Consider the following 22,270-nt stretch of genomic DNA (forward strand, 5'->3'; position numbering starts at 1 on the left):
GACTAACTCCTTTTTTATCATCTTTGGAATACGCACACTCCGTGCGCAGGCCCGTGCCAGACAGCCATTACTACCGGATTATCCGCTCCGGCAAAGGGGGGAACGGCTCGCCACTCCCCGTCAGGTAAAACAATCTCCGCGACGTCGTCCGTCGCGTTCAGCGTCACCAGCCACTTATCCGAGAGCAGAATTTGCAGACAGGTGATGCCGTGTTGCCACTCTTGCGCGCTCAACGGTTGCGCGTCTTTATTCAGCCAGCGAACGTTGCCGTCGCCCTCTTCCCACCAGCGGTCGGCGGTAAGGGCGGGGATCTGCTGGCGAAGGTGGATCAGCGCCGCGGTGAAATGGGTCAACCCACTGTTCGCCTCCCCCCAGTCGAGCCAGGTCAGGGTGTTGTCCTGACAATAGGCGTTGTTGTTGCCGTGCTGGCTATGGCCGTGCTCGTCGCCCGCCAGCAGCATCGGCGTGCCCTGCGACAGTAAAAGCGTCGTCAGCAGCGCATGAACGCTGGCGCGTCGCCGCTCGATCACATCCAGACTTCCGCCTAATCCTTCTATACCATGATTGAAGCTATGGTTATTGTTAGTGCCATCGCGATTCTCTTCGCCGTTGGCCTCATTGTGTTTCTGATTGAAACAAACGCAGTCGCGCAGCGTAAAACCGTCGTGCGCCGTCACCAGGTTGACGGTGGCCGACGGACGTTTGCCGTCGCGCTTAAAGAGATCGCTGGAGCCGGCAAAGCGCCCGGCAAATTCGCCCAGTGACAGATCGCGCGCCAGCCAGAAGCGGCGGATGGCATCACGGTAGTGGTCGTTCCACTCGGCAAACAGCGGCGGGAAGTTCCCCACCTGATAACCGCCGTCACCGATGTCCCACGGCTCCGCGATAAGCTTCACCTGTGAAAGCACCGGACAGTTTTTGATTGCCTCAAACAGAGGCGCCTGCTGGCTGAATGCCGGCGTGCGCCCCATCACGGGCGCCAGGTCGAAACGGAAACCGTCCACGTGGAACGTCTCAACCCAGTATTTCAGGCACTCGTACGCGTAATGCGTGACCGCCGGGTGACTGAGGTTGAGGGTGTTACCGCAGCCGGTCCAGTTCTCGTAATCGCCGTCGTCCCTGATCCAATAATAGCTACGGTTATCGATTCCGCGCTGTGAGAGCGTTGGGCCGTCAAGATCGCTTTCCGCACTGTGGTTCAGCACCACGTCCAGAATGACCTCAATTCCCGCGGCGTGGAGCGCCTTCACCGCGTCGCGAAACTCATCCCGCGCCTTCTCCGGATGCGCGGCATAGCGCGGTTCCAGGGCGAACATCGCCAGCGGGTTGTAGCCCCAGTAGTTGCTCAGCCCCAGGCGCTGCAGGCGCGGCTCGCTGGCGAAATGCGCCACGGGCAGCAGCTCCAGGGCCGTGATGCCCAAATGCTTCAGGTAAGCGACCATCGTCGGATGCCCAAGCGCCTGATAGGTGCCGCGCATCTCTTTGGGGATCGACGGGTGCAGGTAGGTCAGCCCTTTGACGTGCGCTTCATAAATGACGGTGTTGCCCCACGGCGTGCGCGGCGGGGCATCGTCTTCCCAGTCGTAGAGATCGTGCACCACCACGCTTTTTGGCGCGACGGGCGCGCTGTCGCGGTGGTCGGGCTCGCCGTAGCCGACGTGGAACAGCGGGTCGTCTTTAAACTCGCCGTCCACGCGGTGCGCGCACGGGTCAATCAATAGCTTCGCCGGGTTAAACCAGTGCCCCTGAGAGGGCTCCCACGGGCCGTGTACGCGAAAACCGTAGTGCATCCCCGGACGCCCGCCCGACAGGTAACCGTGCCAGATGTCTCCCGTGCGGGACGGTAAATCGTAACGGTGCTCGTTACCCTCCCCGTCAAACACGCAGAGCTCCACCCGCTCCGCGTGAGCAGAAAAGAGCGTGAAGTTCACCCCCTTTCCGTCATAGCTCGCGCCGAGCGGTTCGGGTTTACCTGCCGTAAGCTGCGTCATTCTCCCTCCCGCATCAGCCAGATGGTGCCAAGCGGCGGCAGCGTCAGGCTCAGGGAGTTTGGTCGCCCGTGGCTTTCGACGGCATCGCTCTGCACCAGCCCGCCGTTGCCGGCGTTGCTGCCGTGGTAGTGCATGGAATCGGTATTCAGTATCTCGCGCCATTTGCCCGGCTGGTTAATGCCGAAGCGGTAGTGTTCACGCGGCACAGGCGTGAAGTTGCTGGCGACGATAATCTCGTTGCCCGCTTTATCGCGACGCACAAAGACAAACACCGAGCGCTCGTGATCGTCCACCACCAGCCACTCAAAGCCGTACGGGTCGAAGTCCAGCTCGTGCAGCGCTTTGTGGTGGCGGTAGGTCAGATTCAGGTCGCGCACCAGACGCTGCACACCGTGGTGCCAGTTGTCGCCGCCTTCCAGCAGGTGCCAGTCGAGGCTTGAGTCGTGGTTCCACTCGCGCCCCTGGGCGAACTCATTGCCCATAAACAGCAGTTTTTTACCCGGGAAGGCAAACATCCAGCCGTAGTAGGCGCGCAGGTTGGCAAACTTCTGCCACGCGTCGCCGGGCATGCGGTCGAGAATGGATTTTTTGCCGTGCACCACTTCATCGTGCGACAGCGGCAGCATGAAGTTTTCGGTGTAGTTGTAGAGCAGCCCGAAAGTGAGCTTATCGTGGTGATACTGACGATAAACCGGGTCGAGCTTCATGTAGTCGAGGGTGTCGTGCATCCAGCCCAGGTTCCACTTATACCAGAATCCCAGGCCGCCTGATGACGGTGGGCGGGAGACGCCTGCAAAGTCCGTCGACTCTTCCGCCATGGTCACGGCGCCGTCCACCTGCTCGCCAATAATGCGGTTGGTATTGCGCAGGAACTCAATCGCTTCCAGGTTTTCACGGCCGCCGTACTCGTTCGGGATCCACTCGCCCTCTTTGCGGCTGTAGTCGCGGTAGATCATCGAGGCCACCGCATCCACGCGCAGGGCGTCAATGCCAAATCGCTCGATCCAGTACAGCGCATTCCCGACCAGGTAGTTCGCGACTTCACGGCGCCCGTAGTTGTAGATCAGCGTGTTCCAGTCCTGGTGATAGCCTTCGCGCGGGTCGCTGTGCTCGTACAGCTTCGTGCCGTCAAACTCTGCCAGCGCAAAATCGTCCGACGGGAAATGGCCCGGCACCCAGTCGAGGATCACGTTCAGCCCGGCGGCGTGCGCGGCATCAATGAAATAGCGGAAGTCATCCCGCGTGCCGAAGCGGCGAGTCGGGGCGTACAACCCGGTGGGCTGATAGCCCCAGCTGCCGTCGAACGGATGCTCGTTAACCGGCAGCAGTTCGAGGTGGGTAAAGCCCATCCATTTGGCGTACGGCACCAGTTGGTCGGCGAGCTCCCGATAGCTGAGCCAGAAGTTGTTATCGGTGTGGCGGCGCCAGGAGCCGAGATGCACTTCATAAACGGAGATCGGCGCATCAAAGCGGTTAGCCTGCTTACGCTCCTCCGTCTGGACGACCTTCTCCGGCAGGCCGCAAATCAGCGACGCGGTATCCGGGCGCATCTGCGCCTCGAAGGCATACGGGTCGGCTTTAATGCGCAGCTTGCCGTGGGCGTCGATCATTTCGAATTTATAGAGCTGGCCGTTGTGCGCCCCGGGGATAAACAGCTCCCAGATGCCCGTCTCACGGCGCAGGCGCATCGGGTGGCGGCGACCGTCCCAGTAGTTGAACTGCCCGACAACGGAGACGCGCTGGGCGTTAGGCGCCCACACGGCAAACCGCGTACCGGTAATTCCGTCCATAGTATCCGCATGGGCACCCAGCGTTTCATAAGGGCGAAGATGCGTGCCTTCGGAGAGCAGCCAGGCATCCATCTCTTTCAGCAGAGGGCCAAAGCTGTAGGGATCGTCGATCAGGTTTTGCTGGCCGTGCCAGATTACGGCGAGCTGATAGCGAAAGGGGTTTTTACGGCGGGGCATGACGCCCGAGAAAAAGCCGCGCGAGTCGAGGCACTCCAGGTTGCCCACCTTGCGGCCGGTTTTGGGCTCGATGACCCACACTTCGGTGGCATCCGGTAACAACGCCCGGACTTCCAGCCCGGCCTCTGTATGGTGCATCCCCAGCACGGAAAAGGGGTCGGCAAAGTGACCCGCAATAAGCGCATTAATCACGTCTCTATCCACACGATCGGACATGGTATTCATCCTGTTTTTTATGTCGTCCTTTTTTAGCGCCTGGGACGACTTTAATGTGACCTGAACGGGCATCCACTTAGTCCCGTCCTAACCTCAGGTAAGAAATGACTCTTCCTTAAAGCATAGCCAACGCTCTACACGACTCCTGATAAAAATAAGACATACGCGCGTTACTCCATGTATTACGCAAAAAAAAGGGGGTGAAAATCACCCCCGGTAGTTAACAAATTATTACGCCAGCTGACGCAGCATGCGGCGCAGCGGCTCGGCGGCTCCCCACAGGAGCTGGTCGCCGACGGTGAACGCGGAGAGGTACTCCGGCCCCATGTTTAGCTTGCGCAGACGGCCAACCGGCGTGGTCAGCGTGCCGGTAACGGCTGCCGGGGTCAGCTCACGCATGGTGATATCGCGATCGTTTGGCACCACTTTCGCCCACGGGTTGTGCGCGGCCAGCAGCTCTTCCACGGTCGGAATAGACACATCTTTTTTCAGTTTAATGGTGAAGGCCTGGCTGTGGCAGCGCAGCGCGCCGATACGCACGCACAGACCGTCAACCGGGATCGCCGACGCGGTATTGAGGATTTTGTTGGTCTCGGCCTGGCCTTTCCACTCTTCGCGGGTCTGACCGTTATCCAGCTGTTTGTCGATCCACGGGATCAGGCCACCGGCCAGCGGTACGCCAAAGTTATCCACCGGCAGCTCGCCGCTGCGGGTCAGCTCGGTCACTTTACGTTCGATATCAAGAATAGCGGACGCCGGGTTTGCCAGCTCGGCCGCAACGCTGTGGTGCAGCTGGCCCATCTGGGTCAGCAGCTCGCGCATGTGACGCGCGCCGCCGCCGGACGCGGCCTGGTAGGTCGCCACGGAGACCCACTCCACCAGATCCTGCGCGAACAGGCCGCCGAGGGACATCAGCATCAGGCTGACGGTGCAGTTACCGCCGACAAAGGTTTTCACGCCGTTATTCAGGCCGTCGGTGATGACACCCTGGTTAACCGGGTCGAGAATAATAATGGCATCGTCTTTCATACGCAGCGAAGAGGCTGCGTCAATCCAGTAGCCCTGCCAGCCGCTTTCACGCAGCTTTGGATAGATTTCGTTGGTATAATCGCCGCCCTGGCAGGTCACAATAATATCAAGTGCCTTCAGCGCCTCCAGATCGTAAGCATCCTGCAACGTGCCTGTGGTACCACCAAAGGACGGAGCAGCCTGGCCGAGCTGAGAAGTGGAGAAGAAGACCGGGCGGATAGCGTCGAAATCGCGCTCTTCAACCATGCGTTGCATGAGTACAGAGCCGACCATACCGCGCCAGCCGATAAAACCAACGTTTTTCATAGCATTTTTTTCCTGCTGAGGGTGTGTGCTGATTGTGCAAGCCAGTATTGAACTGGGATATGCTTCACATTACAAAATGCTGCCAAAGTCGCAAGCGAAATTAATCGATGATTGCCCGGCAATCAGAAATACAGCTAATTATCATAATAACCATAGAGAGTTTCAGGGATAATTTACATGAGTGAAATCATTTCAGCAGCGGTTTTATTGATCCTGATAATGGATCCACTGGGCAACCTGCCAATCTTCATGTCGGTGCTGAAGCACACCGAGCCAAAGCGTCGCCGGGCGATCATGATCCGCGAGCTGCTTATTGCCCTGCTGGTGATGTTTATCTTCCTGTTTGCTGGTGAAAAAATCCTCGCCTTCCTGAACCTGCGTGCCGAAACCGTTTCGATTTCCGGCGGGATTATTCTGTTCCTGATCGCTATTAAGATGATTTTCCCGAGCGCGGAAGGCAGCAGCAGCGGCCTGCCCGCGGGTGAAGAGCCGTTTATTGTGCCGCTGGCGATTCCCCTCGTCGCCGGGCCGACGATTCTGGCGACGCTGATGCTGCTGTCGCACCAGTATCCGAACCAGATGAGCCATCTGGTGATTGCCCTGCTGATCGCCTGGGGCGGGACGTTTATTATCCTGCTGCAGTCGTCCCTGTTCCTGCGCCTGCTGGGTGAGAAAGGGGTGAACGCGCTGGAGCGTCTGATGGGGCTGATTCTGGTAATGATGGCGACGCAGATGTTCCTGGACGGAATCAGGGCGTGGATGAAAGGATGACTTTCTCCCTCTCCCCGTGGGAGAGGGCCGGGGTGAGGGCATCAGGCCGCAGAGGACAGCCCACCTACCCCTTACGAATTAAATACCGGTACGGCAGCGCCTCGGTCTGCTGTGCCACCAGCTCATGCTCCATAAAGGTACAAAAGCCGGGAATATCGCGCGTGGTGGCCGGGTCGTCGGCAATAATCAGCAGCGTTTCACCCGTCTGCATGTTGCGCACGGTTTTGCGTACCATCATTACCGGCTCCGGGCAGCGAAGGCCCTGGGCATCAAGGGTGTGGTCTGGGCTGGAAAACAGGTCGGTCATGATCTTCTCGGTCAGGTAAAAACGGCTGTAGTTTACGCCCCGGCGCGGGCAATGCAAACCAGGTTAACGATTGCGCAAAAACTAACCATTGCAATGTCCAGCCAAAGCAGTATCATGCTGCGGTTTTTATTGGGTTCCCTCACCCCAACGTATAAAAAGGTCACAATATGACGCAGTTCTCTGAATCACAGCGCGTAAAAGCGTTGTTCTGGCTTTCGCTTTTTCACCTGCTGGTGATCACCTCCAGCAACTATCTGGTGCAGCTCCCGATCTCCATTTTTGGTTTTCATACCACCTGGGGCGCGTTCAGTTTTCCGTTTATTTTCCTCGCCACCGATCTTACCGTGCGTATCTTTGGCGCACCGCTGGCGCGCCGCATTATTTTTGCGGTCATGCTTCCGGCGCTGTTCATTTCATACGTGGTGTCATCCCTGTTTTATATGGGAAGCTGGCAGGGCGTTGAGGCATTAACCCACTTCAACCTGTTTGTTGCCCGTATCGCTGCCGCAAGCTTTATGGCCTACGCGCTGGGGCAAATCCTCGACGTGCACGTGTTTAACCGCCTGCGTCAGAATCACCGTTGGTGGATGGCACCCACCGCCTCCACGCTGTTCGGTAACGTGAGCGATACGCTAGCCTTCTTCTTCATCGCCTTCTGGCGCAGCCCGGATGCGTTCATGGCCGAACACTGGATGGAAATCGCGCTGGTGGACTACTGCTTCAAGGTGCTCATCAGCATTGTGTTCTTCCTGCCGATGTACGGCGTGCTGCTGAATATGCTGCTGAAAAGGCTGGCAGATAAATCTGAAATCACGGCATTGCAGGCTGGTTAAGGGTTCGCTTTATCAGTTGTGATAAGATGGACGAATGAGCCGCTATGGCCGTTTATCGAAAGGAAGAAGTCAATGCGCAATCTGGTTAAATATGTCGGGATTGGCCTGCTGGTTGTGGGTCTTGCAGCCTGTGATAACAGCGACACGAAAACGCCTGCTCAGGGCGCGTCCGCAGAGAGCAACGCGACCGGTCAACCGGTGAATCTGATGGATGGCAAACTCAGTTTCTCTCTGCCAGCCGATATGACTGACCAGAGCGGCAAGCTGGGCACCCAGGCGAATAATATGCACGTATACTCCGACGCAACCGGCCAGAAAGCGGTCATTGTGATTGTGGGCGACGACACCAGCGAAGATCTGGCCGTCCTGTCCAAACGTCTGGAAGACCAGCAGCGCGGCCGCGATCCGCAGCTGCAGGTGGTGACCAATAAATCCATTGAGCTGAAAGGCCATAAGCTGCAACAGCTGGACAGCATCATCTCCGCAAAAGGCCAGACCGCTTACTCTTCTGTGGTGCTGGGTAAGGTGGATAACAAACTGCTGACCCTGCAGATCACCCTGCCAGCGGAAGACCAGCAGAAAGCGCAGACGGCTGCTGAAAACATCATTAACACCATCGTGATCCAGTAACCTTTCACGACGATGACGTGGCCTCCGGTGCCTGCACCGGAGGCCATTTTTTTAGCCGCCACGTCAGCAGTAAGGCAAGAATCACCAGACCTGCCGCGGCAATGTAGATCACCGGTACCCCCGCCCAGGCCATCACCAGCCCTGCCAGCGGCCCGGTAATGCCCAACGACATATCCATAAACACCGTATAGGTCGCCAGAGCCGCCCCCTGGTTCTGCTGCGGCACCGCTTTCACCGCCACCACCCCCAGCGCCGGGAAGACCAGTGAAAAACCCGCCCCTGCAAGGAAGACGCCAATTTTCGCCATCCAGGGTGCGCTGGCTATGCCGGTTAACAGCAGCCCGACAATCTCAACCGCAAAACAGATCATCGCCACATTCAGCCCGCCCAGGCGGTTGATACTGTTCGGGAAAAGCAGGCGTGCGCCAACAAACGCACCGCTAAAGAGGGTTAATGCAAAGGCCGCGCCCTCCCAGCCTTTGGCGTCGTAAAAGAGGGTAATGAAGGTTGCAATTACGCCGAAGCCGGTGGTCGCCAGGGCCAGCGCCATACCGTACGGCCAGACGCGCCCCAGCACGGCCCGAAACGGCAGCGGCTTGCCCTTGCTGGCCCTCACTTTCGGGCGCGGCAGCGCAAACAGTATCGCCACAAGCGCGACCGCCATAATGGTGAGCGACAATCCATACAGCCCGCCAAAGGCATAACAGGCCACGCCAAGCGGCGCGCCGAGCGCCATCGCGCCGTAGGTGACAACCCCGTTCCAGGAGATCACCCGGCCAATGTGCGTCGCACCTACAACCCCAACGCCCCACAGCGTCGAGCCGGTTCCCGCCAGGCTTTGCCCAATGCCGAGTATGACGCGGCCCAGGCAAAGCAGCGCCAGGCTAGCCAGCGGCCAGGCGCCGGCAGCAGCAGCCAGCAGATAGCTCAGGCCGCTCAGGAAACAGACGCATAATCCCACCACCACGATGCTTTTAGGACCAAACAGGTCGGCGTAGCGCCCGGCGTGAGGGCGGCTCAGGAGCGTGGCGAAATACTGCAGGCTGATGACCAGCCCCGCCCAGAACGCGCTAAAACCCATCACGTCATGGACATAGCCCGGCAGAACCGCCAGCGGCAGGCCGATCGTCAGGTAACTGGCAAAGTTGAAAATAACGACGGAAACGATACGCAGATTGAGGCGCAATCCGCTCAGCGCCGGTTCGGCGGCAGCTTCGGGCATGGGGGTTTACCTGAATTTTTTGCAACAGTGTTTCACTATTACCACGGCGCAATAAGAAAATCAGCCCCGACTTTCAGATTATCGGCGCCAGACGAAGCGGCCCCCAGGCACTACACTTATCGGGTCATCATCTTAAGGAACGCGCATGTTAGCTCCCCAGCCCGATAAAGCAGGACTCCACATCTTATTAAAGCTCGCCTGTCTGGTGGTTATTCTTGCGGGCATTCATGCTGCCGCTGACATTATCGTCCAGCTCCTGCTGGCCCTGTTTTTTGCCATTGTTCTGAATCCGCTGGTGACCTGGTTTTTACGCCGGGGCGTGAGCCGTCCGGTGGCCATCACCATCGTGGTTATCGTGATGCTGATTGGCCTGACGGCGCTCTTCGGGGTACTGGCGGCCTCGCTGAGCGAGTTCTCCACCATGTTGCCGCAGTACAATAAAGAGCTGACGCGTAAAATCGTCGCGCTGCAGGAGATGATGCCTTTTCTTAACCTGCATATTTCGCCTGAACGGATGCTGCGCAGGATGGATTCCGAGAAGGTCATGACCTACGCCACCACGCTGATGACCGGTCTTTCCGGCGCGATGGCCAGCATACTGCTGCTGGTCATGACGGTAGTGTTCATGCTGTTCGAAGTCCGCCACGTCCCCTATAAGCTGCGCTTTGCTTTAAATAACCCGCAAATACACATTGCCGGCCTACACCGCGCCTTAAAGGGGGTCTCCAAATATCTGGCGCTGAAAACGCTGCTCAGCGTCTGGACCGGCATTATCGTCTGGCTGGGGCTGATGCTGATGGACGTACAGTTCGCGCTGATGTGGGGGGTGCTGGCGTTTCTGCTGAACTACGTGCCGAATATTGGCGCGGTGCTTTCCGCCGTGCCGCCAATGATCCAGGCGTTTCTGTTTAACGGTTTCTACGAATGCATGTTGGTCGGGGCGCTCTTCCTCGTCGTGCATATGGTGCTGGGCAACATTCTTGAACCGCGCATGATGGGGCACAGGCTGGGCATGTCGACGCTGGTAGTGTTTTTATCGTTGCTGATTTGGGGATGGCTGCTGGGCCCGGTCGGCATGCTGCTGTCGGTCCCGCTGACCAGCGTATGTAAAATCTGGATGGAAACCACCAAAGGGGGCAGCAAGCTGGCGATCCTGCTGGGGCCAGGGCGGCCAAAAAGCCGGTTACCAGGGTAACTTGGCTATGTCATCAGGCTTAGACCGTCAATAGAACGCCTTAATTACCGCGACGCTCACCGTCGCGGTATTTTTATTTGCTTTAAGGCATATGCTCCCGTTTTTATTCACCTCACCCACATTTCGCTTTAACGCAAATTAAAAAAAACGGAATGATTAATTATTTTGCGTGATATTATACCCTGCCTTAGCGTCAACCTAATGCAAACATTAATATTGATTAAAAAAGACACCTGACTTAATCCGTAGGTCTGGTGATGCTTATTTGTAAAAAACACTACCTTTAATTGTTATTATTGATATGGAGTTGTTGATGAAAAAGATCGTTAAATGGTGCGCTGCTGCAGTATTCGTTGGCGCTCTGGCTGGTTGTGCGCGTACCGCCCCAATCGCTCAGGTTCACTCTGTCGTGAGCGCAGGTCATACTGCCGATCAGGTGAAAACGGCAATTTTGAAAGCAGGCCAGAAGCGTGACTGGATCATGACGGAAGCGGGCCCGGGCGTTATTAAGGGGCGTCTGCAGGCACGCGATCACTCGGTCCAGGTACGTATTCCCTACTCTGCGACAAGCTATTCAATTAATTACGAAAGTAGCCTGAACCTGAAAGCGGCAGACGGTAAAATTCACAAAAATTATAACCGCTGGGTGAACAACCTCGACCACGATATTCAGCTGAATCTCTCTGCGGGTGCCGCGCTGTAATATTTTTCTAAAGTCGGGCCGGACATGGCCCGATAACCTCATTTCTTGCCCTGAAAGGTTACGCAACAATGTACGAAAAGGACACGCTCAGCGCCCTGGATGCCATTACCGAAGCGCAACGCATCGCTTTTGCTCCGATGTTATTTCAGACCGCGCTTTGTCTGCGTAACTCGGGTGTCCTCGCCTGGCTCGATAAACAGGGTAATAAGGGGGCGAGCCTCGAAGAAATAACCGAAAACAGTACCCTGAGCAACTATGCCGTCAGCGTATTGTTAGACATGGGATTAAGCGGGCGGATAATTACCTGGAAAGAAAGTCGTTATTTCCTGGCGAAAGTGGGCCATTTCTTACTCCACGATCCCATGACCCGCGTTAATATGGATTTCACGCAGGACGTCTGTTACCAGGGGTTATTTCACCTGGCCGACGCCCTGCAGGAAGAAAAACCGGCCGGATTATCCGTGTTTGGCGACTGGCCAACCATCTATCCGGCCTTATCCCAGCTTCCTGCCCGGGCAAAAGAGAGCTGGTTCGCCTTCGATCACTACTATTCTGACGCCGCTTTTGACGCCGCGTTGCCATATATATTCGCAAGCTCGCCGACAAAATTGTACGATGTGGGCGGAAATACGGGTAAATGGTCGTTACGCTGCTGCCGCTATGACGATAATGTTGCCGTGACGATCCTCGATCTCCCGCAGCAGATAGCGCTGGCGCAGGAAAACATCGAAAAAGCAGGTTTTTCTCATCGTATTGGATTCCATGCTGTCGATATGCTTAGTCCGGCTGCATTGCCGGGAGATGCTGACGTCTGGTGGATGAGCCAGTTTCTGGACTGTTTCTCTCCGGATCAGATTGTCGCCATGCTGACGCGCGTCGCACAGGTCATGAAGCCAGGCGCACGGTTGTGCATCATGGAGCTTTTCTGGGATGCCCAGAAATATGAAGCGGCGGCTTTCAGCCTGAATGCCACCTCGCTCTATTTCACCTGTATGGCGAATGGTAATAGCCGTTTTTACAGCGTAGAGAAGTTTTATCACTACCTGGAGAGGGCGGGCTTCTGCATTGAACAGCGGCTGGATAACCTTGGGGTAGGTCATACCCTGTTAATATGCACCAAACGTGAACAATAGCGCAGCCTGGCTGCCCGGGTGGCCCAGCCTGCCCTTTGAATACGGTATTCCGCGGACGCGCGTAGATGAAATTTTCACTGAACATTATTGACTGGCAGGCAAGAGCGCCAGGACTAAGCGATGCCGCAGAGTGGCAGGCGTGGTCGCGCCTGCAGTCGACTATAGACCCAACGGCCCCGCTTCCCCGGCTGACTGCGTTACCCATGATGACCGCGCGCCGCCTTAACTCGGGCAGTAAGCTGGCGGTGGATCTTGGTCTTGCCATGCTGCAAAGCCACGCCGTTGATGCCGTCGTCTATTCCAGCCGCCACGGCGAACTGGAGCGCAATTACCGTATTCTGCATGCGCTGGCAACCGGTCAGGCCGTCTCGCCTACCGACTTCGCCATGTCCGTGCACAACTCCGCTGTGGGCAATCTTACTATTACCGCTCGCCAGCCTGTTGTCTCGTCATCCATTTCTGCCGGGCTGGACACCTTCCAGCAGGCCCTGTGTGAAGTGCTGAGCCTGCTGCAGGCGGGCTACTCCCGCGTCTTGCTGGTGGATTTTGACGGCACGCTGCCGGAATTTTACCACCCGGCATTGCCGCCGCAGATGCCCACCTGGCCGTACGTGCTGGCGCTGGTGATTGAATCCGGCAGCGAATGGCAGTGCGAAACCCGCAGCGGCAGCACGGGCGAGGAGCCTACTCTGCCGCAAAGCCTGATGTTCCTGCAACGCTATCTCCGCGAGGAGCGGCAGTTTGTGGTGCCCGGCGAACGCCTGCTGTGGCAGTGGGCGCGCCGATGAACCGCCTGGCCGCCCGGATCAACTGGCTATGGCGTCTGGCGATGACCGGACTCTGCTTCGTGCTGTTTGGCGCGGGCGGCCTGCTGCTGTCGCTGATCTGGTTCAACCTGCTGCTGATTGTTCAGCGCGATCGCGCCAAACGCCGTAGCCTGGCGCGCCGCAGCATTGCGGCCAGCTTCCGCGTCTTCTTAACCGTTGCCCGCGGCACCGGGGTGCTGGACTATCGCATTCACAATCTTGACGCGCTTCGCGGCGATCGGGGCTGTCTGGTGGTGGCTAACCACCCAACGCTAATTGACTACGTGATTCTGGCGTCGGTGATGCCCGAAACCGACTGTCTGGTGAAGAGCGCGTTACTGCGCAATCCCTTTGTCAGCGGCGTTATCCGCGCGGCGGATTACCTGATTAACAGCGAAGCCGAGCCTCTGCTCGCTGCCAGCCGGCAGCGTCTGGCCCACGGCGACACGCTGTTAATCTTCCCGGAAGGCACGCGTACCCGGCCAGGTGAGGCTATCGCCCTCCAGCGCGGCGCGGCAAATATCGCCGTGCGCTGCCGCAGCGATCTGCGGATCGTGCTGATCCACTGCAGCGAGCACCTGCTGGATAAAAAAAGCCGCTGGTATGACGTACCGCCCGCAAAACCTGTCTTTACCGTGGATGTGCGCGATCGCGTGAACATCGACGAATTTTACGATGCAAATGAACAAGAACCGGCGCTGGCGGCAAGGCAGTTAAACCGGCATCTGGAGCATCGATTAACATCAGGCCTTCAATCTTTGTCAGGAATTAATGATGCAAGCGCTTTATCTTGAAATTAAGAATCTCATTATCACCACGCTGAATCTGGACGAGCTTACCGCAGAGGATATTGATACCGATGCCGCGCTGTTTGGCGATGGGCTGGGTCTCGACTCTATCGACGCGCTGGAGCTCGGTCTGGCGGTGAAAAACCAGTATGGCGTGGTGCTTTCTGCCGAAAGCGAGGAGATGCGCCAGCACTTCTTTTCCGTCGCCACCCTGGCGTCCTTTATCCATGCCCAACGCGCCTGAGACGTGAACTATGACCGAACAAGAAACCATTTATCAGGAAGTCTGCGGCCTTCTGATCAAACTCTTTGAAATCGACCCGCAGGACATTACGCCCGAAGCCCGTCTTTACGAAGACCTGGAGCTGGACAGCATTGATGCGGTGGACATGATTGTCCATCTGCAGAAGAAAACCGGTAAGAAAATCAAGCCGGAAACCTTCAAATCGGTTCGTACCGTTCAGGATGTGGTAGACGCCGTCGAACAGCTTCTGCGCGAAGAGTAAAACACCGTGCGTGGTGGACGGACGTTGCCGGTTATCCCCCTTCTGACGGGGCTGATGCTGCTGGCGTGGCCCTTCCTGATTGGATTTGGGCTGACGCATAACAGCCTGCCGTGGCTGCTGCCCGTGATGGCACTGCTGTTGCTGCTGCGGCTGCAACAGGCGCGGCGGAACACCGGCCCGATGCGGTATGTGGTGCAGTGCGTGGCGCTGGCGGGCATCGCGCTCTGCGCGGCAAGCTACCTGCTGAAAACCCACCAGTGGCTGCTGTTTTACCCTGTGGTCGTCAATCTTGTGATGCTGGCCGTGTTCGGGGGTTCGCTCTGGACCGCGATGCCGCTGGTCGAACGTCTGGCGCGCCTGCGTGAGCCAAATTTGCCCCCGGAGGGTGTGCGCTATACCTACAAGGTGACCCTCGTCTGGTGCGGATTTTTCATCGGCAACGGGGCGATGGCGCTGTTTACCGTCCTGCACGGTGACATGCATCTGTGGACGCTGTGGAACGGTATGGTGGCTTACATCCTGATGGGAACGCTGATGGCGACAGAGTGGCTGGTGCGTCAACGGGTGATAAAAAAAGAGATGCACAATGACTAACCCCCTTCCGCTGGGCCAGTGGTTAAACGCGCCCCGCCCTGACGACACGCCCGTCGCCTGGCTTGACGATCGTACCTGGACGCTGGGCCAGCTGCGCCACGACGTGACCCTGCTGGTCGACACCCTGCGTCAGCAGGAAGGCGAGCGCTGGGCGCTGTGCTTTGAAAACAGCTACCTGTTTATCGTTGCGCTGCTGGCCTCGCTGCATGCGGGTAAAACGCCGGTCATTCCCGGCCATAGCCGTATTTCGCTGCTTGAAGAGCAGCAGTCGCTGTTTAGCGGCGTTCTGAGCGACAGGCCCCTCGGTTACCCTGGAAAGCTGATTGTGGTGGCTTCCCGCCATCAGACGATCGCCCACTGGGTGCCCCTGCCGGATATTGCCGAAAGCCGCTTTGTTGAGCTTTTCACCTCCGGCTCCACGGGGACGCCGCGTCGGGTGGTTAAGCACATCGTCAGCCTGGATCGCGAAGCCCGCCTGCTGGCTGACCGCTTCGGCGCGCGTCTGGCTGGCTGTAGCGTTGTCGCCTCCGTCGTACCGCAACACCTGTACGGTCTGACATTCCGCATTGTATTGCCGATGGCGATGGGCCTGCCGCTGCATGCCGCGATGCTCTATTACGCAGAGCAGCTGGCCGCCCTTCCTCATGACAGGCATTACCTGTTCATCAGCAGCCCGGCGTTCCTGAAACGCCTGGATACCGAACTAGCCGCGCCGCCCGTCAGGATGCTGATTTCCGCGGGCGGAATGCTGCCCTGGCGTGACGTCTCCACCACCGCTGGCTGGCTTAACATCTGGCCGGATGAAATTTATGGCAGCACCGAAACCGGGATCCTCGCCTGGCGCCATCGCCAGGAAGATAACCTGCCGTGGCTGCCCTTCCCCGGCGTAAGTTTCCATCAGGAAGAAGAAGCGTGTCGCGTCACGTCACCACTGATCCATGAGGCTGAAGGACTCCAGTTGGACGATATCCTCCACTTCGACAGCGAGGGGCTGTTCAGCATTGCCGGTCGTCGCGGGCGGGTGGTCAAAATTGAAGAAAAGCGCATCTCGCTTAACGAAATAGAACGCCGCCTGCTGGAGCTCGACGGCGTTTGCGAAGCGGCTGCGCTGCCGGTCACGCGCGGGGGCCGCCAGGGAATCGGCGCCCTGCTGGTGCTGGATGAGGCGGTTCGTCAGCGCTGGCACCTGCAGGATAAAAAAGCGCAGGAGTTCGCCTGGCGTCGCGCTCTGCTGCCCTGGCTTGAACCGGTCGCGGTGCCGCGCTACTGGCGGATTGTGGATGAGATGCCGGTAAACAGTATGAACAAGCGTGTCTATGCGCAGTTAGAGGAGTTATTTCATGAAAATTCATGAAATTGAGCGCCATCAGGCACAGCCGGAGAAGCTGGAGATTGTTTTGCATCTCGATGCGTCTCTGTTCTGGTTTCAGGGCCATTTTGCCGTACAGCCGCTGCTGCCCGGCGTTGCGCAGCTTGACTGGGTCATGCACTACGCCACGACGTTACTGGCGCCGGGCTACCGCTTTCACAGCATTCAAAACGTGAAGTTTCAGGCCCCTCTGCTGCCGGAAACTACGGTAACGCTGGTGCTTGAGTGGCATGCCGAACGTCAGATGTTGACCTTCAGCTACCAGCGTCACGCCGGGGCGGAGCGCCATACCGCCAGCAGCGGGAAAATTCGTCTATGTCAGTGATCTTTCGCCCCTGCGTGCTGATCCCGTGCTACAACCACGGTGCCATGATCGCCAGCGTGCTGTCACGTCTCGCCCCGTTCGGCCTGCCGTGCCTGGTAGTGGATGACGGCAGCGAAGCGATCACCCGTCAGGAGCTCGAACGCCTGGCGGCGGAGCAGCCGCAGATGACGCTGATCCGTCTGGGGCAAAACGCCGGGAAAGGTGCTGCGGTCATCAGGGGGCTGGAGGAGTGCGCTCGCGCGGGCTATACCCACGCCGTGCAGGTGGATGCGGACGGCCAGCACGCCATTGAAGATATCCCCAAACTGCTGGCGCTGGCGGAGCGCCACCCGGATGCGCTGATTTCCGGCCAGCCCATTTACGATGATTCCATTCCGCGCTCGAGGCTCTACGGGCGCTGGGTCACCCACGTCTGGGTATGGATTGAGACCTTATCCCTGCAGCTTAAAGACAGCATGTGCGGCTTTCGGGTCTACCCGGTCTCGCCCACGCTGCGGCTGGCCGCGCGTGAAACGCTCGGTAAACGGATGGACTTTGACACCGAAGTGATGGTCCGTCTCTACTGGCAGGGCAACACCAGCGTCTTCCTGCCCACCCGTGTGACCTACCCGCAGGACGGGTTATCCCACTTCGACGCGTTAAAAGATAACGTGCGGATCTCCCTGATGCATACCCGGCTGTTCTTCGGCATGCTGCCCCGCATTCCCGGCCTGCTCTTCCGTCGACGCGGCCAGCACTGGGCGCAGCAGGACGAGGTCAAGGGGCTATGGGGCATGCGCCTGATGCTGCGCGTCTGGCAGTTGCTGGGGCGGCGGGCCTTTACCGTGCTGCTGTGGCCAGTGATCGGCGTCTACTGGCTTATCGCGCGTCCGGCGCGGCAGGCTTCGCGGCAGTGGATTGCACGCGTGAAGCAGGTGCTGATGCAGCGGGACATGCCTGTTCCCTCACGGCTCAACAGCTTTTTCCATTTCATGCGCTTCGGCAACGCGATGCTGGACAAAGTTGCCAGCTGGCGCGGCGAGCTGAAGTTTAATCGCGACGTGGTCTTTGCCCCCGGCGCGCGCGAAACGCTTAATATCGCGGCGCCGCAGGGCAAGCTGCTGCTGGCCTCGCATCTTGGTGACGTAGAGGCCTGCCGGGCGCTGGCCCAGCTGGACGGCAGCAAAACCATCAATGCCCTGGTCTTCAGCGAAAACGCCCGGCGCTTTAAGCAGATTATGAGCGAAATGGCGCCCCAGGCGGGCGTGAATTTAATGTCGGTCACCGACATCGGCCCGGACACCGCGATTGCCATCAAAGAGAAGCTTGAGCGCGGAGAATGGGTCGCGATTGTGGGCGACCGCATCGCGGTGAATCCGCAGCGTGGCGGCGAGTGGCGCGTGATCTGGAGCCGGTTCATGGGGCAGCCCGCGCCGTTCCCTCAGGGGCCGTTTATCCTGGCCTCGATTCTCCGCTGCCCGGTGGTGCTGATTTTTGCCCTGCGCCAGCAGGGCAAGCTCGTCCTGCACGGCGAACCGTTTGCCGACCCGCTGATCCTGCCGCGCGGGGAACGCCAGCAGGCGCTGCAGGATGCCGTCGATCGCTACGCGCAGCGGCTGGAGCATTACGCCCTGATGTCGCCGCTCGACTGGTTTAATTTTTTCGATTTCTGGCATCTGCCAGAGTCCAGAGAGAAGGAGTAAAGGGTGCTGACCGATCCCCGCTTTACGACTGAAGTCGAGATCACCGTTCCGTTCCACGACGTCGATATGATGGGCGTGGTCTGGCACGGTAACTATTTCCGCTACTTTGAGATCGCCCGCGAGGCGCTGCTCAATCAGTTTGACTATGGCTATCGCCAGATGAAGGCCTCCGGCTACGTCTGGCCCGTCGTCGACACCCGGGTGAAATACCGCGATGCGGTGACCTTTGAGCAGCGTATTCGCGTCCGCGCGCAGATTGAAGAGTATGAAAACCGGCTGCGCATTGCCTATCAAATTTTCGATGCGCAGACCGGCAAGCGCACCACCACCGGGTACACCATCCAGGTGGCGGTGGAAGAAGCCACCCGCGAAATGTGCTTTGTCAGCCCGGCAATACTGTTTGAACGAATGGGAGTAACACCATGAAATGGTTGCCTTTGCTGGCGCTGATCGTCAGCCCGCTGGTCAGTGCCGTGACGCTGGATGAACTGCAGCAGCGGTTTACCGAGCAGCCCGTGGTGCGCGCGCACTTCGAACAGGTTCGCACGATAAAAGATATGCCGCAGCCGCTGCGCTCGCAGGGCGAGATGCTGATCGCCCGCGACAGTGGCCTGCTGTGGGATCAAAAAGCGCCGTTTCCGATGACGCTCCTGCTGGACGACAAGCGGATGGTTCAGGCGATCAACGGCCAGCCGCCGCAGACCATCACTGCCGACAATAATCCGCAGATGTTCCAGTTCAACCACCTGCTGCGGGCCCTGTTCCAGGCCGACCGCAAGGTGCTGGAAGAGAACTTCCGCATCGATTTTAAAGACCTGGGAGCGGGCCGCTGGTCGTTGGTACTTACGCCAAAAACGACGCCGCTGGACAAGATTTTTGCCTCCCTCGATCTGGGCGGCGCGACCTATCTGGAGACGATTCGCCTGAACGACAAGCAGGGCGACCGTACCGATATCGCTCTTTCAAACCACCAACTGACGCCCGCCAGCCTGACCGATGACGAACGCCAACGCTTTGCCGCACCGTAAATCCCTGCGCCCGGCGCTTCTGTGGGCCGCAGCATGCCTGATCCTGCTGGGCGTGCTGCTGTCACTGCTGCCCGGCGCGCGTCTGAACAGCAGCGTGCTGGCCATGCTGCCGAAGCAGACGCTGGGGGCGATCCCGCCGGCGCTCAACGACGGGTTTATGCAGCGTCTCGACCGCCAGCTGGTCTGGCTGGTCAGCCCCGGCAAAGAGCCCGATCCGCGCGTGGCGCAGCAGTGGCTGACGCTGCTGCAAAACAGTCACTCGCTCAGCGAGGTCAAAGGCCCGATGGACGCCGCCGGGCAGAAAGCCTGGGGAGAGTTCTTCTGGCAGCACCGCAACGGCCTGATCGATCCCGCCACCCGCGCCCGTCTGCAAAACGGCGGAGACGCGCAGGCGCAGTGGATTTTATCCCAGCTCTACTCGGCCTTTTCCGGCGTCAGCGGCAAAGAGCTGCAAAACGATCCGCTGATGCTGATGCGCGGCTCGCAGCTCGCCCTGGCGCAAAACGGCCAGAAGCTGCGGCTGATGGACGGCTGGCTGGTCACGCAAGATGAGGCGGGAAACTACTGGTACCTGCTGCACGGCGAGCTGGCAGGCTCGTCATTTGATATGCAGCAGACCCACCGGCTCGTGACGACGCTTAACGCGCTGCAACAGACGCTGAAAGCGAGTTACCCGCAGGCCCAACTGCTTTCCCGCGGAACCGTGTTCTACAGCGATTACGCCAGCCAGCAGGCCAAACGCGACGTCTCGACGCTGGGTATCGCCACCCTGCTTGGGGTGTTCCTGCTTATCGTCGCGGTGTTCCGCTCTCTGCGCCCGCTGCTGCTGAGCGTGCTCTCCATTGCCATCGGCGCGCTGGCGGGCACGGCGGTGACGCTGCTGCTCTTTGGCGAACTGCACCTGATGACGCTGGTGATGAGCATGAGCATCATCGGTATTTCCGCAGACTACACGCTCTACTACCTGACCGAACGGATGGTCCACGGCGCGGAGCTTTCCCCCTGGCAGAGCCTGGCCAAGGTACGCAATGCGCTGCTGCTGGCGCTGCTGACGACCGTCGCCGCCTACCTGATTATGATGCTGGCCCCCTTCCCCGGGATCCGCCAGATGGCGGTGTTCGCCGCCGTGGGGCTGAGCGCCTCCTGCCTGACGGTGATTTTCTGGCATCCGTGGCTGTGCCGGGGTCTGCCGGTGCGCCCGGTTCCCTTTGTGGTCCTGATGCTGCGCTGGCTGGCCGCCTGGCGACGCAGTAAAAAACTGTCCGTTGGTCTGCCCGTCGCGCTGGCGCTGCTCTCCGCCGCGGGGATGAGCACCCTGAAGGTGGACGATGATATCGCCCAGCTGCAGGCGCTGCCAAAAGATATTCTGGCGCAAGAAAAAGCCATTACCGCCCTGACCGGTCAAAGCGTCGATCAGAAATGGTTTGTGGTGCACGGCGCTTCGCCCCAGCAAACGCTGGAGCGGCTGGAAGCCTTCACCCCGGCGCTGGCCGAGGCGCAAAAAGCGGGAGAGATTGCCCGCTGGCGTACCCTGCCGCTGAACTCGCTGGCCCGCCAGAAAAGCGATCTTACGCTGCTGCGCGACGCTGCCCCGGCGGTAACGAACGTGTTGAAAAGCGCCGGGCTCAACGCCGTATCCCCGAATCTGGACGCCATGCCGGTCAGCGTGGACGCGTGGCTTAACAGCCCGGCCAGCGAAGGCTGGCGACTGCTCTGGCTGACCCTGCCCGGCGGGGAAAGCGGCGTGCTGGTGCCGGTGGACGGCGCGAAAAACAGCGCGGCGCTCGGTGAGCTGGCCGCGCGCCATGACGGCGTCGTCTGGGTGGACCGCAAAGCCAGCTTTGACAGCCTCTTTGCCCTCTACCGCACGCTGCTGACGGGGCTACTGTTTGCAGCGCTGGCGGTGATTGCCTGCGGGGCGATGCTGCGCCTCGGCTGGCGTAAGGGGCTGATAAGCCTGGTGCCGTCCGCACTGTCGCTGAGCTGCGGTCTGGCGGTCCTGGCCGCAACGGGCCACCCGGTAAATCTGTTTTCACTGCTGGCGCTGGTACTGGTGCTCGGCATTGGCATTAACTACACGCTATTTTTCAGCAACCCGCGCGGTACGCCGCTGACCTCGATGCTGGCGATTACCCTGGCGATGATGACCACCCTGCTGACGCTGGGCATGCTCGTCTTCAGCACCACCCAGGCCATCAGCAGCTTTGGTATTGTGCTGGTGAGCGGGATTTTCACCGCCTTCCTGCTGGCCCCGCTGGCGATGCCGGAAAAGAAAGAGAGAAAACGTAAATGAACGCTGTTTATCGCGCCGTTGCGCTGGCTGCGGCGCTGCTGCTGGCAGGCTGTAGCCATTCGACCGATACTAAAGAGACGCGGCCTCAGGCCTGGCTCCAGCCGGGCACCAAAGTTACGCTCCCGCCGCCCGGCATCAGCCCGGCGGTAAGCTCCCAGCAGCTGCTGACCGGCAGCTTTAACGGACAAACGCAGTCTCTGCTGGTGATGCTCAACGCGGATGCGCATAAGGTCACGCTGGCCGGGCTCTCTTCCGTTGGGATCCGTCTGTTCCTGGCAACGTACGATGAGAACGGTATTCATACCGAGCAGTCCATCGTCGTGCCGCAGCTGCCGCCAGCCAGCCAGGTGCTGGCCGACGTGATGCTCAGCCACTGGCCGATTAGCGCCTGGCAGCCGCAGTTGCCGAAGGGCTGGACGCTGACGGACAATGGCGATCGGCGAGAGCTGCGTAACGCCAGCGGCAAGCTGGTGACGGAGATTGTCTACCTCCAGCGCAAAGGCAAGCGCGAGCCGATCAGCATCGAGCAACACGTATTCAAATACCACATCACCATTCAATATCTGGGTGACTGAG

23 protein-coding genes are annotated in these 22,270 nt (G+C 59.1%); 18 read left to right on the forward strand and 5 right to left on the reverse strand.

What is annotated here, in order from left to right; translation table 11 throughout:
- Positions 1-17: 17 nt before the first annotated feature.
- The 3 genes from glgX to asd form a co-directional block, all read right to left on the reverse strand.
- Entirely contained in the window at positions 18-1,991 is a 1,974-nt protein-coding gene (gene glgX / locus HBM95_21315; GenBank protein ID NIH45446.1) for a glycogen debranching protein GlgX, read from the reverse strand.
- Positions 1,988-4,174 (reverse strand): 1,4-alpha-glucan branching enzyme, encoded by a 2,187-nt coding sequence (gene glgB, locus HBM95_21320; GenBank protein ID NIH45447.1) that lies wholly within the window; start codon positions 4,172-4,174, stop codon positions 1,988-1,990. The genes glgX and glgB overlap by 4 nt, the downstream gene beginning before the upstream one ends.
- Before the next feature lie 231 nt (positions 4,175-4,405).
- Positions 4,406-5,509: an aspartate-semialdehyde dehydrogenase gene (asd, locus tag HBM95_21325; protein NIH45448.1), complete on the reverse strand. Its 1,104-nt coding sequence runs from the start codon at positions 5,507-5,509 to the stop codon at positions 4,406-4,408.
- Between the two features lie 177 nt (positions 5,510-5,686).
- Here asd and yhgN point away from each other — a divergent pair, with 177 nt between their 5' ends.
- Positions 5,687-6,280: an NAAT family transporter YhgN gene (yhgN, locus tag HBM95_21330; GenBank protein NIH45449.1), complete on the forward strand. Its 594-nt coding sequence runs from the start codon at positions 5,687-5,689 to the stop codon at positions 6,278-6,280.
- 64 nt (positions 6,281-6,344) lie between these two features.
- Here yhgN and tusA read toward each other — a convergent pair whose 3' ends face one another.
- Entirely contained in the window at positions 6,345-6,587 is a 243-nt protein-coding gene (gene tusA / locus HBM95_21335) for a sulfurtransferase TusA (GenBank protein ID NIH45450.1), read from the reverse strand.
- A 167-nt stretch (positions 6,588-6,754) separates the two neighbouring features.
- Here tusA and HBM95_21340 point away from each other — a divergent pair, with 167 nt between their 5' ends.
- Positions 6,755-7,420, forward strand: a complete 666-nt coding sequence (locus tag HBM95_21340; protein NIH45451.1) for a 7-cyano-7-deazaguanine/7-aminomethyl-7-deazaguanine transporter — start codon at positions 6,755-6,757, stop codon at positions 7,418-7,420.
- A gap of 72 nt (positions 7,421-7,492) precedes the next feature.
- Positions 7,493-8,050, forward strand: a complete 558-nt coding sequence (gene dcrB, locus HBM95_21345) for a DcrB family lipoprotein (protein ID NIH45452.1) — start codon at positions 7,493-7,495, stop codon at positions 8,048-8,050.
- A 4-nt stretch (positions 8,051-8,054) separates the two neighbouring features.
- Here dcrB and HBM95_21350 read toward each other — a convergent pair whose 3' ends face one another.
- The gene (locus HBM95_21350; GenBank protein ID NIH45453.1) at positions 8,055-9,272 is read right to left on the reverse strand and encodes an MFS transporter; all 1,218 of its coding nucleotides are present in this window, start codon (positions 9,270-9,272) and stop codon (positions 8,055-8,057) included.
- 145 nt (positions 9,273-9,417) lie between these two features.
- Between HBM95_21350 and HBM95_21355 the strand changes: the two genes are divergently transcribed.
- The 15 genes from HBM95_21355 to HBM95_21425 all read left to right on the forward strand — a co-directional run bounded on the left by HBM95_21355 (position 9,418) and on the right by HBM95_21425 (position 22,269).
- Positions 9,418-10,467 carry an AI-2E family transporter gene (locus HBM95_21355; protein ID NIH45454.1) on the forward strand — a complete coding sequence of 350 codons (1,050 nt, stop codon included), beginning with the start codon at positions 9,418-9,420 and terminating at the stop codon, positions 10,465-10,467.
- A gap of 313 nt (positions 10,468-10,780) precedes the next feature.
- The gene (locus HBM95_21360) at positions 10,781-11,170 is read left to right on the forward strand and encodes a hypothetical protein (protein NIH45455.1); all 390 of its coding nucleotides are present in this window, start codon (positions 10,781-10,783) and stop codon (positions 11,168-11,170) included.
- Positions 11,171-11,238: 68 nt separating this feature from the next.
- Complete coding sequence (locus HBM95_21365; protein ID NIH45456.1) at positions 11,239-12,303, forward strand: class I SAM-dependent methyltransferase; 1,065 nt, start codon at positions 11,239-11,241, stop codon at positions 12,301-12,303.
- 65 nt (positions 12,304-12,368) lie between these two features.
- Positions 12,369-13,091 carry a beta-ketoacyl synthase chain length factor gene (locus HBM95_21370; protein NIH45457.1) on the forward strand — a complete coding sequence of 241 codons (723 nt, stop codon included), beginning with the start codon at positions 12,369-12,371 and terminating at the stop codon, positions 13,089-13,091.
- On the forward strand, positions 13,088-13,903 hold the full coding sequence (locus HBM95_21375) for a 1-acyl-sn-glycerol-3-phosphate acyltransferase (GenBank protein NIH45458.1): 816 nt from the start codon (positions 13,088-13,090) through the stop codon (positions 13,901-13,903). The genes HBM95_21370 and HBM95_21375 overlap by 4 nt, the downstream gene beginning before the upstream one ends.
- Positions 13,884-14,141: an acyl carrier protein gene (locus tag HBM95_21380; protein ID NIH45459.1), complete on the forward strand. Its 258-nt coding sequence runs from the start codon at positions 13,884-13,886 to the stop codon at positions 14,139-14,141. Before HBM95_21375 ends, HBM95_21380 begins: the two co-directional genes overlap by 20 nt.
- Before the next feature lie 10 nt (positions 14,142-14,151).
- Complete coding sequence (locus HBM95_21385; protein NIH45460.1) at positions 14,152-14,403, forward strand: acyl carrier protein; 252 nt, start codon at positions 14,152-14,154, stop codon at positions 14,401-14,403.
- Between the two features lie 6 nt (positions 14,404-14,409).
- Positions 14,410-14,997 (forward strand): DNA gyrase subunit B, encoded by a 588-nt coding sequence (locus HBM95_21390; protein ID NIH45461.1) that lies wholly within the window; start codon positions 14,410-14,412, stop codon positions 14,995-14,997.
- Positions 14,990-16,351, forward strand: a complete 1,362-nt coding sequence (locus HBM95_21395; GenBank protein ID NIH45462.1) for an acyl-CoA synthetase — start codon at positions 14,990-14,992, stop codon at positions 16,349-16,351. Before HBM95_21390 ends, HBM95_21395 begins: the two co-directional genes overlap by 8 nt.
- On the forward strand, positions 16,338-16,691 hold the full coding sequence (locus HBM95_21400) for a hydroxymyristoyl-ACP dehydratase (protein NIH45463.1): 354 nt from the start codon (positions 16,338-16,340) through the stop codon (positions 16,689-16,691). The genes HBM95_21395 and HBM95_21400 overlap by 14 nt, the downstream gene beginning before the upstream one ends.
- Positions 16,682-18,373, forward strand: coding sequence for a glycosyltransferase family 2 protein (locus HBM95_21405; protein ID NIH45464.1), 1,692 nt, complete (start codon positions 16,682-16,684; stop codon positions 18,371-18,373). The genes HBM95_21400 and HBM95_21405 overlap by 10 nt, the downstream gene beginning before the upstream one ends.
- A gap of 3 nt (positions 18,374-18,376) precedes the next feature.
- Entirely contained in the window at positions 18,377-18,799 is a 423-nt protein-coding gene (locus tag HBM95_21410) for an acyl-CoA thioesterase (protein NIH45465.1), read from the forward strand.
- On the forward strand, positions 18,796-19,401 hold the full coding sequence (locus HBM95_21415; protein NIH45466.1) for an outer membrane lipoprotein carrier protein LolA: 606 nt from the start codon (positions 18,796-18,798) through the stop codon (positions 19,399-19,401). Before HBM95_21410 ends, HBM95_21415 begins: the two co-directional genes overlap by 4 nt.
- A complete protein-coding gene (locus tag HBM95_21420) occupies positions 19,370-21,694 on the forward strand; it encodes an MMPL family transporter (GenBank protein NIH45467.1) in 2,325 nt (774 codons plus the stop codon). Before HBM95_21415 ends, HBM95_21420 begins: the two co-directional genes overlap by 32 nt.
- Positions 21,691-22,269 (forward strand): DUF3261 domain-containing protein, encoded by a 579-nt coding sequence (locus tag HBM95_21425; GenBank protein ID NIH45468.1) that lies wholly within the window; start codon positions 21,691-21,693, stop codon positions 22,267-22,269. Before HBM95_21420 ends, HBM95_21425 begins: the two co-directional genes overlap by 4 nt.
- The last annotated feature ends 1 nt before the right edge of the window (position 22,270 follow it).

Source organism: Enterobacter asburiae, from assembly GCA_011754535.1.
GTDB classification, from domain to species: domain Bacteria; phylum Pseudomonadota; class Gammaproteobacteria; order Enterobacterales; family Enterobacteriaceae; genus Enterobacter; species Enterobacter cloacae_N.

Excerpts from the sequence above, each read along its gene's own strand:
- glgX (NIH45446.1), bottom strand. The coding sequence starts at position 1,991 with ATGACGCAGCTTACGGCAGGTAAACCCGAACCGCTCGGCGCGAGCTAT.
- glgB (NIH45447.1), bottom strand. The coding sequence starts at position 4,174 with ATGTCCGATCGTGTGGATAGAGACGTGATTAATGCGCTTATTGCGGGT.
- asd (NIH45448.1), bottom strand. The coding sequence starts at position 5,509 with ATGAAAAACGTTGGTTTTATCGGCTGGCGCGGTATGGTCGGCTCTGTA.
- yhgN (NIH45449.1), top strand. The coding sequence starts at position 5,687 with ATGAGTGAAATCATTTCAGCAGCGGTTTTATTGATCCTGATAATGGAT.
- tusA (NIH45450.1), bottom strand. The coding sequence starts at position 6,587 with ATGACCGACCTGTTTTCCAGCCCAGACCACACCCTTGATGCCCAGGGC.
- HBM95_21340 (NIH45451.1), top strand. The coding sequence starts at position 6,755 with ATGACGCAGTTCTCTGAATCACAGCGCGTAAAAGCGTTGTTCTGGCTT.
- dcrB (NIH45452.1), top strand. The coding sequence starts at position 7,493 with ATGCGCAATCTGGTTAAATATGTCGGGATTGGCCTGCTGGTTGTGGGT.
- HBM95_21350 (NIH45453.1), bottom strand. The coding sequence starts at position 9,272 with ATGCCCGAAGCTGCCGCCGAACCGGCGCTGAGCGGATTGCGCCTCAAT.
- HBM95_21355 (NIH45454.1), top strand. The coding sequence starts at position 9,418 with ATGTTAGCTCCCCAGCCCGATAAAGCAGGACTCCACATCTTATTAAAG.
- HBM95_21360 (NIH45455.1), top strand. The coding sequence starts at position 10,781 with ATGAAAAAGATCGTTAAATGGTGCGCTGCTGCAGTATTCGTTGGCGCT.
- HBM95_21365 (NIH45456.1), top strand. The coding sequence starts at position 11,239 with ATGTACGAAAAGGACACGCTCAGCGCCCTGGATGCCATTACCGAAGCG.
- HBM95_21370 (NIH45457.1), top strand. The coding sequence starts at position 12,369 with ATGAAATTTTCACTGAACATTATTGACTGGCAGGCAAGAGCGCCAGGA.
- HBM95_21375 (NIH45458.1), top strand. The coding sequence starts at position 13,088 with ATGAACCGCCTGGCCGCCCGGATCAACTGGCTATGGCGTCTGGCGATG.
- HBM95_21380 (NIH45459.1), top strand. The coding sequence starts at position 13,884 with ATGCAAGCGCTTTATCTTGAAATTAAGAATCTCATTATCACCACGCTG.
- HBM95_21385 (NIH45460.1), top strand. The coding sequence starts at position 14,152 with ATGACCGAACAAGAAACCATTTATCAGGAAGTCTGCGGCCTTCTGATC.
- HBM95_21395 (NIH45462.1), top strand. The coding sequence starts at position 14,990 with ATGACTAACCCCCTTCCGCTGGGCCAGTGGTTAAACGCGCCCCGCCCT.
- HBM95_21400 (NIH45463.1), top strand. The coding sequence starts at position 16,338 with ATGAAAATTCATGAAATTGAGCGCCATCAGGCACAGCCGGAGAAGCTG.
- HBM95_21405 (NIH45464.1), top strand. The coding sequence starts at position 16,682 with ATGTCAGTGATCTTTCGCCCCTGCGTGCTGATCCCGTGCTACAACCAC.
- HBM95_21415 (NIH45466.1), top strand. The coding sequence starts at position 18,796 with ATGAAATGGTTGCCTTTGCTGGCGCTGATCGTCAGCCCGCTGGTCAGT.
- HBM95_21420 (NIH45467.1), top strand. The coding sequence starts at position 19,370 with ATGACGAACGCCAACGCTTTGCCGCACCGTAAATCCCTGCGCCCGGCG.
- HBM95_21425 (NIH45468.1), top strand. The coding sequence starts at position 21,691 with ATGAACGCTGTTTATCGCGCCGTTGCGCTGGCTGCGGCGCTGCTGCTG.